At 24.6% G+C, this 15792-nt stretch carries 12 protein-coding genes and 2 tRNA genes; 5 read left to right on the forward strand and 9 right to left on the reverse strand.

The window, feature by feature from the left end:
- Window positions 1-31 precede the first annotated feature (31 nt).
- From mutS to H0H76_RS02215, 3 genes are all read left to right on the forward strand, one after another.
- The gene (mutS, locus tag H0H76_RS02205; RefSeq protein WP_185855406.1) at window positions 32-2575 is read left to right on the forward strand and encodes a DNA mismatch repair protein MutS; all 2544 of its coding nucleotides are present in this window, start codon (window positions 32-34) and stop codon (window positions 2573-2575) included.
- A 54-nt stretch (window positions 2576-2629) separates the two neighbouring features.
- A tRNA-Gly gene (locus H0H76_RS02210) sits at window positions 2630-2702 on the forward strand.
- Window positions 2703-2709: 7 nt separating this feature from the next.
- Window positions 2710-2794: transfer RNA gene (locus H0H76_RS02215), tRNA-Leu, on the forward strand.
- A gap of 10 nt (window positions 2795-2804) precedes the next feature.
- Here H0H76_RS02215 and guaB read toward each other — a convergent pair.
- Window positions 2805-4268, reverse strand: coding sequence for an IMP dehydrogenase (guaB, locus tag H0H76_RS02220; protein WP_185855407.1), 1464 nt, complete (start codon window positions 4266-4268; stop codon window positions 2805-2807).
- Between the two features lie 229 nt (window positions 4269-4497).
- Here guaB and H0H76_RS02225 point away from each other — a divergent pair, with 229 nt between their 5' ends.
- Complete coding sequence (locus H0H76_RS02225) at window positions 4498-4830, forward strand: hypothetical protein (protein ID WP_185855408.1); 333 nt, start codon at window positions 4498-4500, stop codon at window positions 4828-4830.
- Window positions 4831-4949: 119 nt separating this feature from the next.
- Here the strand turns inward: H0H76_RS02225 and rplS are convergent, their stop codons facing one another.
- The 8 genes from rplS to H0H76_RS02265 all read right to left on the reverse strand — a co-directional run bounded on the left by rplS (window position 4950) and on the right by H0H76_RS02265 (window position 13986).
- On the reverse strand, window positions 4950-5300 hold the full coding sequence (gene rplS / locus H0H76_RS02230; protein WP_185855409.1) for a 50S ribosomal protein L19: 351 nt from the start codon (window positions 5298-5300) through the stop codon (window positions 4950-4952).
- Window positions 5301-5351: 51 nt separating this feature from the next.
- Window positions 5352-6731, reverse strand: coding sequence for a phosphohexomutase domain-containing protein (locus H0H76_RS02235; protein WP_185855410.1), 1380 nt, complete (start codon window positions 6729-6731; stop codon window positions 5352-5354).
- Between the two features lie 67 nt (window positions 6732-6798).
- Window positions 6799-8232: a replicative DNA helicase gene (gene dnaB, locus H0H76_RS02240; protein ID WP_238783866.1), complete on the reverse strand. Its 1434-nt coding sequence runs from the start codon at window positions 8230-8232 to the stop codon at window positions 6799-6801.
- Between the two features lie 49 nt (window positions 8233-8281).
- The gene (locus H0H76_RS02245) at window positions 8282-9241 is read right to left on the reverse strand and encodes an acetyl-CoA carboxylase carboxyltransferase subunit alpha (protein WP_185855412.1); all 960 of its coding nucleotides are present in this window, start codon (window positions 9239-9241) and stop codon (window positions 8282-8284) included.
- A 20-nt stretch (window positions 9242-9261) separates the two neighbouring features.
- Window positions 9262-10020: a succinate dehydrogenase/fumarate reductase iron-sulfur subunit gene (locus tag H0H76_RS02250; protein ID WP_185855413.1), complete on the reverse strand. Its 759-nt coding sequence runs from the start codon at window positions 10018-10020 to the stop codon at window positions 9262-9264.
- A gap of 16 nt (window positions 10021-10036) precedes the next feature.
- Window positions 10037-12079, reverse strand: a complete 2043-nt coding sequence (locus H0H76_RS02255; protein ID WP_185855414.1) for a fumarate reductase/succinate dehydrogenase flavoprotein subunit — start codon at window positions 12077-12079, stop codon at window positions 10037-10039.
- A 9-nt stretch (window positions 12080-12088) separates the two neighbouring features.
- Window positions 12089-12745 carry a succinate dehydrogenase cytochrome b subunit gene (locus tag H0H76_RS02260; RefSeq protein WP_238783867.1) on the reverse strand — a complete coding sequence of 219 codons (657 nt, stop codon included), beginning with the start codon at window positions 12743-12745 and terminating at the stop codon, window positions 12089-12091.
- Between the two features lie 56 nt (window positions 12746-12801).
- Window positions 12802-13986 carry a cysteine desulfurase family protein gene (locus H0H76_RS02265; RefSeq protein WP_185855415.1) on the reverse strand — a complete coding sequence of 395 codons (1185 nt, stop codon included), beginning with the start codon at window positions 13984-13986 and terminating at the stop codon, window positions 12802-12804.
- Between the two features lie 204 nt (window positions 13987-14190).
- Here H0H76_RS02265 and rny point away from each other — a divergent pair, with 204 nt between their 5' ends.
- Entirely contained in the window at window positions 14191-15762 is a 1572-nt protein-coding gene (rny, locus tag H0H76_RS02270) for a ribonuclease Y (protein ID WP_185855416.1), read from the forward strand.
- Window positions 15763-15792 lie beyond the last annotated feature (30 nt).

Here is a 15792-nt window from a genome sequence, read left to right on the forward strand (position 1 = left end):
TTAGAAAAACAATTTCATTGATCATAATAACATGAATAAAAAGTATTTTTGCAGAAAAAAAGAAGATACCCCATTAATTAAACAATATAATGATATAAAATCTAAGTATCCTGGTACTATATTACTATTTCAAGTAGGAGACTTTTATGAAATTTTTGGTAAAGATGCTATAATATGCTCTAATATATTAAACATTGTATTAACAAAACGGTTGAATAACATTAATTTAGCTGGATTTCCCTGTCATTCTTTAAACACACATTTACCAAAAATAGTAAATTCTGGATTTCGTGTAGCTATTTGCAATCAGTTAGAAATATCACAAAAGAAAGAAAAAAATATTATAAAAAGAGGAATAGTAGAAATAATAACTCCAGGTGTTACTATAAATGAAAGTATAATAAAAACTAAAGAAAACAATTTTCTAATTTCTATTTATATAGAATATAAACGTATAGGGGTAAGTATGTTAGATATATCTACTGGAGAATTTTTTACAACTGAAGATTATAAAAATAATTTACTACAATATATTAAACATTTTAATCCTAGTGAAATACTAATTCAAAAAAAGGAAAAAGAATTTTTCTACAAATTATTAAAAAATAAATATTATACTTTCTTAATAGAAGATTGGATATTTGATTATCTATTTTCATATGAAAAACTAACATCACATTTTAAAACAAATTCATTAAAAGGATTTGGTATTAATGACCTAAAATTAGGTATTATTTCTTCAGGAGTTATCCTATATTACTTACATGATAATCATCATTTTAAAATAAAACATATATCAAATATTCATAGAATAAATAAAGAAGAATACATATGGATAGATGACTATACTTTTAAAAATTTAGAAATATTTAAACCCTTTAACAAAGAAGGTATTTCTTTGTTAGATGTATTAGATAATACAAGTACTACAATGGGGTCAAGATTATTGAAAAATTGGATACTTTTCCCATCATTAAAAATATCTATTATAGAAAAACGTCATAAAATAATAGAAGAGTTATGTTATGATAATACTTTACGAAATTTCATAAAAGAAAATCTAAAAAAAATTTGTGATATAGAAAGAATTACTGCTAAAATAGCAATGGAAAAGATTTCTCCCAGAGAAATATATACATTACACAGAACTATACTTTTAACTGAAGAAATAAAAAATAATATTATTTCTAAAAAAATAAAAAATAATATTACTTTAATTGCTAAATCAATTTTAGATTGTAAATATATATCTGAAAAAATTGTTAATATAATACAAGAAAATCCTCCATTTCAAATTGAAAAAGGAAAAGGAAATGTAATAAAAAGTGGAATATCTAAAGATTTAGATGAAATAAGAGCATTGTATTTTTCTCAAAAAGAACATCTAGAAAAATTATGTTATACAGAAAAATCTAATACAAAAATATCAAATTTGAAAATAGGTTATAACAATATATTCGGATATTACTTTGAAATAAAAAAAAGAGAAGAAAATAAGGTCCCAAACTATTGGATTCGCAAACAATCATTATCAAATTCCAATAAAATTAGATATGTTACAGAAACATTAAAAAATTATGAATTGAAAATATTGAATGCTGAACAAAAAATATTTTCTATGGAAAAAGAAATATTTCATAAACTTATTCAATATTTAATAAAAAATATAAAAGAATTACAAATAAATTCAAAAATTTTTGCAGAATTAGATGTTTTGTGTACTTTTTCTTTTATAGCCTTAGAAAATAATTACACAAAACCAGAAATGAATAATTCTGGAAAAATATCAATTTTAGATGGAAGACATCCAGTAATTGAAAAAAAATTTATATCTAAAAGTTCGTATATTCCTAATGACGTATTTCTTGATAAAAAATCACAACAAATTATAATTATAACTGGCCCTAACATGTCAGGAAAATCTGCTGTTTTACGTCAAACAGCTATTATTATTTTAATGGCACACGTTGGATGTTTCATTCCAGCTAAATCTGCTAAAATAGGTCTAGTAGATAAAATATTCAGTAGAATTGGCGCATATGATAATATTTCTATAGGAGAATCTACTTTTATGGTAGAAATGAATGAAACAGCAAATATATTAAATAATATAACTGAAAAAAGTTTTATCATATTAGACGAAGTAGGAAGAGGGACTAGTACAAATGATGGAGTTTCTATATCAAAAGCAATTATAGAATTTTTACATAAACATAAATTCCGCCCATTAACTTTATTTGCTACTCATTATCATGAATTAAAAGAAATAAGTTTTTCGTTAAAAAGAGTAAAAAATTTTCAAGTTTATGTAAAAAAAATTAATGATGATATAATTTTCATGTATAAATTGATTTTAGGAAATAATAAAAATAGTTTTGGTATTAACGTAGCAAAAATGGCAGGAATTCCTATGGAAATAATTTATAGAGCAAAAGAAATATTAAAAATATTAGAAAAAAACGAAAAAAACCACTATGAAGATGAATACATATTTTTTTTAAAAAAATTAATTTTTTATTTAAAAAAGATAGAAAAAATATCTTATTCATTAACAAACATTAACAAAATAAATTAATAATTTATTGTATTTTATACTAAAAAGTATTCTAAATTTAGAATAATTATCATTGCGAGAATAGCTCAGTTGGTAGAGTACAACCTTGCCAAGGTTGTTGTCACGGGTTCGATCCCCGTTTCTCGCTTATTGTAATCCGGGTGGTGGAATAGGTAGACACACAGGACTTAAAATCCTGTGATCATTTTGATCGTACGGGTTCAAATCCCGTCCCGGGTATTTATATTTTTTATTTACTAAAATAATTAGGAGATTCTTTTATTATATTTACACTGTGTGGATGATTTTCTCTCAATCCTGAATTTGTAATTCTTACAAATTTTCCTAAATTAATTAATTCTTCTATGTTAGAAACTCCACAATATCCCATTCCTGATCTAATTCCTCCACAAATTTGATAAATAACATCTTTCATTGTTCCCTTATAAGGAACTATTGCTTCTATTCCTTCTGGTACTGTTTTGCTTTCATTAAATTGAAAATAACGATCTTTACTGCCTCTTTTCATAGATATTAACGAGCCCATACCTACATAACTTTTAAATTTTCTCCCCTGATAAATAACTTCTTCTCCAGGAGATTCGTCAGTTCCAGCAAATAATCCTCCAATCATAACAGAACTAGCTCCAGCAGCAATAGCTTTTACAATATCTCCTGAATATCTTATTCCTCCATCAGAAATTACTTTAACATTTTTTGTTTTAGCATATTCATATACATCATTTATAGCAGTAATTTGAGGCATACCTACCCCAGCTATTACTCTAGTTGTACAAATTGAACCTGATCCTATTCCTACTTTAAGTATATTTGATCCGGCATCTATTAAATCTTTTGCTCCTCTTTTTGTTACTATATTTCCAACTAATAAAGTTATTTTTGGAAAAGAGTTACGTATAGATTTTACAATATCTATAATTTTATAAGAATGTCCATGAGCAGAATCTATTGTAATAATATCTACTCCTACTTTACATAAAGATTCAACTCTATCTAAAATTTCTTTATCTATTCCTACTGCAGCCCCTACTCTAAGTCGTCCTTTAGAATCCTTACAAGAATTAGGATATTCAATTAAGTTATCAATATCTCTAATAGTTATTAATCCTACTAGTTTATACCCATCATCTACAATAGGTAATTTTTCAATTCTCTCTTTTAATAATATATCCTTTGCTTTTTCCATAGTTATGTTTCTTTTAGAAGTAATCAATTTATCTTTAGTCATTACTTCTTCAACTAAAGAATTTAAATCCAAACGATATTTTATGTCTCTTTTTGTAATAATTCCTACTAACGTTTTATCTTTTTCTATTACAGGTAGTCCTGATATTTTATATTTTTTCATAAGATTTTGAGCATGCCTAAGATTAGAATCTCTAGAAAGAGTTATAGGATCATCTATAACTCCACTTTCACTTCTTTTAACTCTTTTTACTTCATCAGTTTGACTTTTTATGTTCATATTTTTATGAATAATACCCATTCCACCTTCTCTTGCTATAGAAATTGCTAATGAAGATTCAGTAACTGTATCCATAGCTGCACTTAATATTGGAATATTTAGAGTTATGTCAAATGTTAGTGAAATTTTTAGAGATACTTCATATGGTAATACAGAAGAATAACCTGGAACTAACAAAACGTCATCAAAAGTTAGAGCTTCCTTTGTAATTTTTCCATTTAAAAACATAATTTTTTTTTTAAACTTAATTTTATTAAATTTAATAGAATTAAATTTTTTTTGTAAAAAAAAATATAAATTGTAATATTCTTATTTTCAAACTAAAAAGAGATAATGTTATCTATTTTATTTTACTATTATAAAATACAGATAATGATATATTTTTTCATTCAAAATTTTTATATAAATTTGTCCAAAATAAAGTATGAACAATCAATAATTAAAATACTATTTTATTATGATGAAAAAACTAAGATTCGCAGTTTCTACAATTTTATTAGCAATATTTTTGTTTACTGTTAGTTGCAATAATAAAAATAAAGGAGAAAATAATTCATCTTCTGCTTCTACAACAGAAGAAGAAAAAACAACTAATGCTAATAGTAGTATAAACAACAACGAAGGACAAACTGATACTACTACAACAACTACTCCTCCTACAACTTCTTCTTCCTCAAATTCAAACGAAGATAATTCAAAAAATAATGAGGGTAATAATACATCTGATAAAGATAAAGAAAAAGGAAGTCATGGAGAAAAAACTACTACTACTAATACTAATAGTAAGTAAATGTAATGTTAATATAACTTAAGTATCAAGTATAAGTTATAAGTTTTATAAGTTATAAGGTAAAAAAGAAAGAAAAAATTATAATTATAATATGCAAATAATTTTTTCTTTTTTTTACTTTAACTTTTTATTTTTGCTTTTTTACCTTTTAAAAATCTAAAATAATATATTTTAGATCTTCTAACTTTTCCTTTTTTATTAATCTCTATTTTTTTTATATTAGGTTGATTAAAATTAAATATACGTTCTACCCCAATTCCAGAACTAATTTTTCTAACAGTAAATGTTTTCATAAAATTTTTTCCTTGTTTTTTTATTACTACTCCTTTAAAAGACTGAATTCTTTTTTTATCTCCTTCTTTAATTTCAAAAAAAATATTAATTGTATCTCCAGCTTTAAAATTAGGGTAAATATTTTCTTTTTTTTCAAAAAAAGTATTTTCTACGTATTTAACAATACTTTGTAACATAAATTATTCTTTATTTTTTATCATGTAAATGTAAATGAAATAACTTTTTTTTTATAATTCAGATAAAATTTCTTTTATCAAAAAATCTGATTTTTTTCTTGAAAAACTTTCTGAACATATTCTAATAATATTTTCAGTTTTTGATTTTCTTATATGAATCCATTCATTTTCTGATAAATATATTTTAATTCCATCACGAAAATCCATTTTTTTACCTTTATATTTTTTTCGTATTTTTTTATAAAATATTTTATTTGCATAAACAGAATACCTAATTTTTCTTTTTGACATAAAATAATTAGAATATTTTTTTTTTAACACTGATAACGAAATTTTCAATTTTGCAATTTGTGTTAAAAATAACGAAATTCCTAATAATGCATCTCTTCCATAACGAAGTTTTGGATAAATAATCCCACCATTACCTTCTCCACCAATAACTGCATTAACTTCTTTCATTTTTTTTATAACGTTAACTTCTCCAACAGGAGTTGAATAAAAAGATACTCCCTTTTTAATTGATAGGTCTCTTAATGCATGAGAAGAAGATAATGTTGTTACAACTGGTCCATGTTCATTTTTCAATATATAATCAGCTATAGATACTAGAGTATATTCTTCACCAAAAAAATCACCATTTTCACATATAAAAACTACACGATCAACATCAGGATCTACAGATATTCCTAAATTTGCTTTTACTTCTGGAACTTTTTTTATAATATCCTTTAAATTATTTTTATTAGGTTCTGGATTATGTGAAAAATTTCCATTAGGATTACAATACATTTTTATAGTATATACTCCTAAATATTTTAATAACATAGGAACTGCTATTCCACCTGTAGAATTTATTCCGTCAACTACAATTTTTAATTTTGCTTTACGTATAACATTTTGATCTATTATAGGAAGTGAAATAATTTTTTCTATATGATTTTGAATATAATTGTTTTTACAAAACAATGTTCCTAAATTTTTAGAAGATGAAAAATCATAATAGTTATGTTTTTTATCAGAAAAATAGAATAAATCTTTAAACTCTTTTTCAGTTAAAAATTCCCCAAAAGAATTAAACATTTTTAATCCATTCCAATTTTTAGGATTATGACTAGCTGTCAACATGATTCCTCCATCAGCCTTTTCATTTATAATAGTTAAACCCAACGTAGGTGTAGTTGATAATCCAATATCTATTACATCTACTCCAAAACTCTGAAAAATACTTATTAATAATTTTTGATATAATCTAGACGTAATCCTCCCATCTCTTCCAGATATAATAAAATATCTATCATTTTTATTATGATTTTTTTTCATCCAATAAACATATCCAGATGAGAATCTTATTACTTCTATAGGAGTAAACCCATTACCTGTTTTTCCACCTAAAGTACCTCTAATTCCAGACGAAGATTTTACAAGTGTCAAAAATAATTTATTTTTAATAAAATTAAATTACAAAAATACAAAATCAATTTTGCATTTTTGTTTTAAATTAAAAATTTTTTTTGTCTAAAACATTTTTTCTATAATCCTCCTCCCATGCAAGTCTAATATGTTTTTTTTCTTCTAAATTATCAAACCTCGATTGATCACTTATAAATTTTAATCTAAATTTATCTAATCGTCCATTTCTATGCTTTGCTATTATAATTTCTGATTCTCCAACACAAGATTCATTTTCATTATCATTATCCCAAGTTTTAAATCCATAATATTCTGGTCTATATATAAATAATACTATATCTGCATCTTGTTCAATTGCTCCAGACTCTCTTAAATCAGATAATAAAGGACGTTTACTACCTCCTCTTATTTCTACTGCTCTAGACAATTGTGATAATGCTATTATAGGAATATCTAATTCTTTAGAAAGTGACTTTAAACTTCTAGATATAATAGATATTTCTTGTTCTCTATTTTGAAATTTATTTACACTTCCACTATAATCCTTTGTACTCATTAATTGCATATAATCTATGAACACTAATTTTACTCCAAATTGAGATATTAAACGCCTACACTTTGCTCGTAAGTTAAAAATAGACAATGATGGTGTATCATCGATAAATAAAGGAGAATTTTTCAATCTATCAGTTTTATCATTCAAAGAATTCCAATCTTCATTAATTAAAGTAGCTTTTTTTATTTTTTCAAAAGAAATACAAGTTTCTGATGATATTAATTTTGTAACTAATTGTATAGAAGCCATTTCCAATGAAAAAATTATAGAAGGAATTTTATTTCTTATAACTATATTTTTTACCATAGATAACATAAAAGTAGTTTTTCCCATTCCTGGTCGGGAAGCAATTATAATTAGATCAGAATTCTGCCATCCAGAAGTAATATCATCTAATTTATGAAATCCAGAAGAAATTCCACTTATTCCATCTTTATTAGTTTTTTTTATTTTTTCAATGGCTTTTTGAACTAGATTTTGAGTAGTATCATACTTTTTTTGAATTAAGTATTTTTGATTCAATTCAAAAATTTTTGATTCAGCATAATCTAAAAGATCAAAAATATCTGCAGTTTCTTCATAACATTTTTTAGAAATACTAGAAGATAAACTTATCAAACTTCTTAAAAGAAATTTCTGCATTACTATTCTACTATGATACTCTATATGAGCAGAAGAAATTACTTTTTGTGTTAATTCTATCAAATATGATTCTCCACCTATAAATTCCAACTTTTTATTTTTTTTTAATTCATTAGATACTGTATACAAATCAATTGGAATAGATTTATGATATAAATTTTGTATACAAGTATATAGAATTTTATGTTCTTCTTTATAAAAAATTTCAGGAAATATTATATCTACTACTTCATCTAGTGCATTTTTATCAATCATTATAGCTCCTATTATTGCTTCTTCTAAATCTAACGATTGAGGTGGTATTATTCTTGTATTTTTATTCATAAGCATATAATAAAATAATGTATTTAATCTTTTATAATATATTTATTTATTATTCACCAAAAAAACCTATGGAAACATATTTATTCTTTCTTTTTCTAACTATATCATCTATATCATTTATTTCATATAATTTTTTATAATATTTCATTATTTTTTTTTTTACTAATTTAAATGCATCTTTTGGACAAAAATGTGCCCCTCCTAATGGCTCTTTTATAATGTCATCTATAAGATTCAATTTATACATATCTTCTGCAGTTAATTTCAATGATTTTGCTGCTTTTTCTTTTTTTTCCCAATTTCCCCAAAGTATTGTGGAACAACTTTCTGGAGAAATAACAGAATACCAAGAATTTTCCATCATTGAAACACAATCTCCTATTCCAAGACCCAAAGCCCCTCCACTAGCACCTTCTCCAATAATTAAAACAATAATAGGAACTCTTAAAGACATCATTTCATATATATTTTTTCCAATCGCTTCCCCCTGACCTCTCTCTTCTGCTTCTATTCCTGGATATGCCCCAGGAGTATCTATAAAAGTAACAATTGGTTTACCAAATTTTTCAGCTAATTTCATTAATCTCAAAGCTTTTCTATATCCTTCAGGATTAGGCATTCCAAATCTTCTGTACTGTCTATCTTTTGTATTTTTTCCCTTTTGAGTCCCTATTAACATAAATGTAACATTTTCTATTCTACCAAAACCACCTACAATTGCTTTATCATCTCCAAAAAAACGATCACCATGTAATTCTATAAACGAATTTTTTTCTGTTATAGAATATATATAATCCAAAGTATAAGGTCTATTTGGATGTCTAGATAATTGAACTCTTTGCCATGGGGTCAGATTCCTATGCAATTTTTTTATAGTTTCTTCTAATTTATATTGTAATTGAATACAAATATTTTTCATACTTATACCACTTCTTTTTTCTATTAAAGTACAATTAACATATTGATCATGAATTTCTTGTATAGGTTTTTCAAAATCCAAATATTCCATAATTACATAAAAAAAATAAGTTAAAAAATAAATGCATTAACATATTCATTATTCATAATAGAAATATATTTTGTAGATATTCCTTTTGGACATTCTACTTCACAAACTTTAGTATTAGTACAAGTACCAAATCCTTCTTCATCCATTTTATTAACCATATTAATTACTCTTTTACGCCTTTCTATTTTTCCTTGAGGTAAAAAAGATAATTGTGCTATTTTTGCAGAAACAAATAACATAGCAGATCTATTTTTACATGAAGCAACACAAGCTCCACATCCAATACATGTAGCCGCATCAAAAGATTTTTCAGCTATATTTTTAGCAATAGGAATTATATTCCCATCTATAGTTTTTCCAAATGTATTTACAGAAATGTATCCTCCTGACATTATTATTCGGTCAAATGATGTTCTATCTACAATAAGATCTTTAATAATAGGAAATGACTTTGCTCTCCAAGGTTCTACATATATAATATTATCATTACTAAAACTTCTCATATGTAATTGACATGTAGTAACTAAATTTTCTGGCCCATGAGCCCTACCATTTATATACAAAGAACACATTCCACAAATACCTTCCCTACAATCATGATCAAATGATATAGGTGTTTCTTTTTTATTACGTATAATTTTGTCATTTAATAAATCCAACATTTCTAAAAATGAACTATCAGGAGATATATTATTAACTAAGTAAGTTTTAAACTTACCAATTTTTTCACTGTTTTCTTGCCTCCAAATTTTTAACTTAAACTTTAACAGTTTTTTCATATGTAGTTATTTATTTCTATTTATATGTACGTGATTGTACTTTTGCAAAAGTATAAATCAAATCTTCTTTATAAAGTATTTCATCTTTAATAGATTTATTATCAATGTATTTCCATGTAGAAACATATTTATAATTATCATCGTCACGTAGTGCTTCTCCATCTATAGTTTTATATTCTTCTCTAAAATGACTACCACAAGATTCTTTTCTATTCAATGCATCCATTGCCATCAATTCTCCAATTTCTAAGTAATCTGCGACCCTAATAGCCTTTTCAAGCTCAGTATTTAATCCATTTCCAATACTTTTTGGAACATATACATCTTTCCAAAATTCATTACGAATTTCTCTTATATATTTTATAGATTTCAATAATCCATTATTATTTCTGCTCATTCCTACATATTCCCACATTATTTTTCCAAGTTCTTTATGAAAAAAATCTACAGGAGTTTTTCCATTATTGTGAATAATTTTTTTTAAAGTATCTTTTACAATTTTTTCAGTATAAAAAAACTCTTTACTCTGTAATATATCATTATATTTTTCTTTTTTTCCTATGAAATATTTAGATATATAATCAGCTATGGTATATGGTAAAATAAAATTTCCATCTGCTAATCCTTGCATTAACGCTGAAGCTCCTAATCTATTTGCTCCATGATCTGAAAAATTAGCTTCTCCTATTACAAAACAACCAGGAATAGAAGACATTAAATTATAATCGACCCATAACCCCCCCATTGTATAGTGAACTGCAGGATAAATTTTCATTGGAGTATTATATGGATTGTTATCTGTTATTCTTTCATACATATGAAATAAATTTCCATATTTAGATTCTATTACTTTTTTTCCTAGTTTTTGTATTTCTATTATAGTTGGATCATATTTTCCAAATTCTTTATATTTTTCAATACCATACTTATTTATTGAATTTGAAAAATCTAAAAATACTCCTTCTTTAGTTTCATTATTCTCTATTCCAAAACCTTTATCACAACGTTCTTTTGCAGCTCTAGATGCTACGTCTCTAGGAACAAGATTTCCAAATGAAGGATAACGTCTTTCTAAAAAATAATCTCTATCTTTTTCTTCAATATCTTCAGGATTTTTTTTACTATTTCTTATAAGTGTAGCATCTTCTAATTTCTTAGGAACCCATATTCTACCATCATTTCTCAATGATTCAGACATTAATGTTAATTTAGACTGATAATTTCCATGTATTGGTATACAAGTAGGATGTATTTGAGTAAAACAAGGATTTGCGAAAAGCCCACCTTTTTTATGTACTTTCCATATAGCACTAGCATTAGATCCCATTGCATTAGTAGATAAAAAAAATACATTTCCATATCCTCCAGATGCTATAACTACAGCATGAGCTGAATGTTTTTCTATTTCTCCAGTTATTAGATTTCTAGCAATAATTCCACGAGCAAATCCATCTAAAACAACTAAATCCAACATTTCATGACGATTAAAAATTTGTATTCTTCCTTTTACTATTTGTCTAGACATAGCAGAATAACAAGCTAATAAAAGTTGTTGCCCAGTTTGCCCTTTAGCATAAAAAGTTCTAGATACTTTTGTCCCACCAAAAGATCTTGTCTCTAAATATCCAGAATAATCTCTAGCAAATGGAACCCCTTGAGCTACACATTGATCAATAATATTAGAAGATATTTCTGATAAACGATAAACATTTTCTTCTCTTGATCTATAATCACCTCCTTTTATTGTATCTTTAAAAAGTTGATAAACAGAATCATTATCTCCTTTGTAATTTTTAGCAGCATTTATTCCTCCTTGTGCTGCTACAGAATGGGCTCTTCTAGGAGAATCTTGATAAAAAAATGCTTTTATTTTATATCCTAATTCAGATAAAGTAGCAGATGCGGATCCTCCAGATAAACCAGTCCCAATTACTATTATTTCTATATTATTTCTGTTATTAGGTGATACTAATTTTAAAGTAGATTTATGATTCCTCCATTTATCCATTATTGGACCTTTTGGAACTTTTGAATTCAAATTTAAAGTATTTATATTCATTAATAACTATTAATTTCCATTTAAAAAAAACCATATAGCGATTATTGAAAATCCAGAACATATTATGAAAAAATAAATAAACCCTAATCTCTGTATCCAAATAATCCTATTATTATTACTAGAAATACCTAAAGATTTAAAAGAAGATTGAAATCCATGATTTAGATGAATCCCTAAAATAATAAAAGATAATACATAAATAGTTGTGTATACAGGATTTTTAAACAATTTAACAACTAAATAATAATCTGATATTTTACTGTATGTATAATATTTCATAGGGATCATAAAGTTTATTAAATGCAATATTAAAAAACATAAAATTAAAATACCTGTATATATCATACTCCTACTACTAAATGAAGTTAGAAAATAAGGTGAATATATTTCGTAGTCATATCCTACTGTTATATTTTTGTTTTGAAAATGTAATTTAATACCCATTATAATATGTATTAAAAACCCAATTACCAAAACATATTCTAATATTTTAATAATAATATTACTTCTCATAAAAAGAACAGCATCATTAAATGCCTTTTCTCCATAAAAAAGAAAAATATTAACAGTCAAATGCAATAGCAAAAAAACCATCAAAAACATTCCAGTAGTAGCCATTACAACCTTTTTTCCAATAGAAGATAGAAAAAAATTACAAAATTTCACTTATTTTTCTTTATAATAGTAAAGATAACATATTTGAAAGAGATTATAAAACATTTTTAAATTACTATATTTTTCTTTATTTCTTGTAAAGATTGTATCAATAGATCTACATCTTTCATTTTATTGAAAAATCCAAATGAAATTCTAATAGGCATCATTTTTTTTAAAAAATTTTCACTTGTAATAGATTTAATAACATGAGAAATACCTTTATTACTATTGTCTCCACTATTATCACAAGAACTACCTTTAGAAACAGATATACCCATTAAATCTAAACGAAAATATAATAAATTATCTATTTTATCTATTGGATACAAAAAATTTAATATAGTAGGAATACTTTTATAAAGATTATAAGATAGTCCATTAAAAATAACATTAGGAATTATTTTTTTCAATTCTAAAATGCAATAACTTTTCAATTTTTTCATTTTATCTATATGATTAAAAGACTCTTTGTAAGATAGTTTCAAAGCTTCTGAAATACCAACTATTCCATATGTATTTTCAGTACCAGAACGAATGCCATATTCTTGTTGCCCACCAGTAATAAAATATTTTATCTTATTTAAAATGTTTTTTCTTATAAATACAAAACCTATTCCCTTTGGGCCATAAAATTTGTGTGCACTTGCAGTTAAAAAATCAAACAACATTTTTTTCATATTTACTGGAAAATTTCCAATAAACTGTACTGCATCTGAATGAAAATATGCCCCATATTTTTTACATATAGGAATTACTTTATCTATTTCTAGTATATTTCCTATCTCATTATTAGCATACATTAAACTTACAAGAGTTTTTTTAGAAGAATATTTTTTTAATAGATATTCTAAATGATCTATATCATGAACCCCCTTTTCATTAAAATTAATAAAATGAACAGAAATTCCTATATTATTACTAGATAAATAAGTAACTGTTCTCAAAACAGATATATGTTCCAACTTAGAAGTTATAATATGTTTAATTTTTAAATCAGAAATAGAAGATCTTAATACTAAATTATTTCCTTCAGTTCCACCAGATGTAAATAGTATCTCAGAAGGAGATGCATGTATATTATTAGCTATAGAAATTCTAGATTCTTCTATTATAGAACGTGATTCTCTACCATAACTATGTTGAATAGAAGATGGGTTCCCAAATGAATATTTTAAAGTATCAATCATAGCTTTTAACACTTCATTTTTAACAGGTGTTGTTGCTGCATTATCTAAATATACACGTTTCATTTAAATTATATTTTTTAATATATATAAATATATAACGTATTCAAATTCTGTTTGTTAAATTTTACAATAAAAATAAAAATACTTTAATTTTATATATTAATTATACATATTATTTTCAGTTTAATTAAAGTATTTATATGAAAATATACTGTTTTAAAAATGTTATTAAAATGTCTATTTTATTTTTATTTAAATTGAGAAAATATGAAAATAAATGTTGGAATTTCGATTTTCATGGGGGTCGTAATTGGAATTATTGTATGTTATCTTTTTGGAAAAAAAACAATATTAAAAAAATATATTCAACTATTGAAAATTGCTAACTTACAAGCAAAAAAAATAGTTAAAAATGCTGAAAAAATAGGTGAAGTTATAAAAAGAAAAAAAATGATTCAAGCAAAAAAAAAATATATATGTATTAAATTAAAACATGAAAAATTTATACGTATTAAAGAAAAAAAAATAATTAGCATAGAAAAAAAAATAAAAGAAAAAGAAAACTTTTTATCCAAAAAAGTAGAAACTTTTTTTAAAAAAAATCATTTTTTAGAATTAAAAATAAATGACTATGAAAATCAATATAAAATTCTTAAAAGAAAACGTAGTGAATTACGTAATATATACATTAAAAAAATAAATAATCTTGAAAATTTATCTCATTTTTCTTCAGAAAAAGCAAAAAAAGAATTAGTAAATATTTTTAAAGATAAAGTAAAAAATCAAGCACAATCTTATATTAATGATATTATAAATGAAAGTCAGTTAACTGCAAAAAAAAAAGCTAAAAAAATTCTCATACAAGCAATACAAAAAATAGGAATTGAACAAGTTATTGAGAATTCTGTTTCAATTTTCAATATTGATTCAGAAGAAGTAAAAGGACGTATTATTGGAAAAGAAGGAAGAAATATAAAGGCTCTAGAAAAAGCTACTGGAGTAGAAATTATTGTAGATGATACACCAGAATCTATTTTGTTATCCTGTTTTAATCCTATACGTAGAGAAATAGCTAGATTATCTCTTCATAGACTAGTAATAGATGGGAGAATACATCCTGCAAAAATAGAAGAAATAGTAGAAAAAACAGAAAAGAAAATTGAAAAAGAAATACTAGAAATAGGAAAAAAAAATATAGTAGATTTAGGAATTCGTAATATACATCCAGAACTAATAAAATTAATAGGAAAAATGAAATATCGTTCATCTTATGGACAAAATCTATTGCAACATTCTAGAGAAGTTGCTAGATTATCATCTATTTTAGCTGCTGAATTAGGTTTAAATGTAAAATTTGCAAAACGTGCTGGATTATTGCATGATATAGGAAAAATTCCTGAAGAAATATCAGATATTCCTCATGCTATATTAGGAATGCAATGGGCAAAAAAATATGGAGAGGACATTGAAGTTTGCAATGCGATAGGATCTCATCACGATGAAATAGAAATGAGTGTATTAATTTCTCCTATAGTACAAATATCAGATTCTATTAGTGGAGCAAGACCAGGAATTAGAAAAAATTCATTTGAATCTTATTCAAAAAGATTAAAAAATTTAGAAGATATAGCTTTCAGTTTTTATGGTGTTAATAAAGCCTTTGCTATCCAAGCTGGAAGAGAATTAAGAGTTTTAGTAGAAAGTAATAAAATTGATGACACAAGAGCATTTCAATTATCTTGTGATATAACAAAAAAAATAAAAAACGAAATGACCTATCCAGGACAAATTAAAGTAACTGTAATTAGAGAAACTAGAGCTATACAAATAGCTAGATAAATTTATTTATTAATAAATTACATACATTAT

It is taken from the genome of Blattabacterium cuenoti, assembly GCF_014251275.1.
Lineage (GTDB): Bacteria > Bacteroidota > Bacteroidia > Flavobacteriales > Blattabacteriaceae > Blattabacterium > Blattabacterium cuenoti_AG.

Excerpts from the sequence above, each read along its gene's own strand:
- mutS (WP_185855406.1), top strand. The coding sequence starts at position 32 with ATGAATAAAAAGTATTTTTGCAGAAAAAAAGAAGATACCCCATTAATT.
- guaB (WP_185855407.1), bottom strand. The coding sequence starts at position 4,268 with ATGTTTTTAAATGGAAAAATTACAAAGGAAGCTCTAACTTTTGATGAC.
- H0H76_RS02225 (WP_185855408.1), top strand. The coding sequence starts at position 4,498 with ATGATGAAAAAACTAAGATTCGCAGTTTCTACAATTTTATTAGCAATA.
- rplS (WP_185855409.1), bottom strand. The coding sequence starts at position 5,300 with ATGTTACAAAGTATTGTTAAATACGTAGAAAATACTTTTTTTGAAAAA.
- dnaB (WP_238783866.1), bottom strand. The coding sequence starts at position 8,232 with ATGAATAAAAATACAAGAATAATACCACCTCAATCGTTAGATTTAGAA.
- H0H76_RS02245 (WP_185855412.1), bottom strand. The coding sequence starts at position 9,241 with ATGGAATATTTGGATTTTGAAAAACCTATACAAGAAATTCATGATCAA.
- H0H76_RS02250 (WP_185855413.1), bottom strand. The coding sequence starts at position 10,020 with ATGAAAAAACTGTTAAAGTTTAAGTTAAAAATTTGGAGGCAAGAAAAC.
- H0H76_RS02255 (WP_185855414.1), bottom strand. The coding sequence starts at position 12,079 with ATGAATATAAATACTTTAAATTTGAATTCAAAAGTTCCAAAAGGTCCA.
- H0H76_RS02265 (WP_185855415.1), bottom strand. The coding sequence starts at position 13,986 with ATGAAACGTGTATATTTAGATAATGCAGCAACAACACCTGTTAAAAAT.
- rny (WP_185855416.1), top strand. The coding sequence starts at position 14,191 with ATGAAAATAAATGTTGGAATTTCGATTTTCATGGGGGTCGTAATTGGA.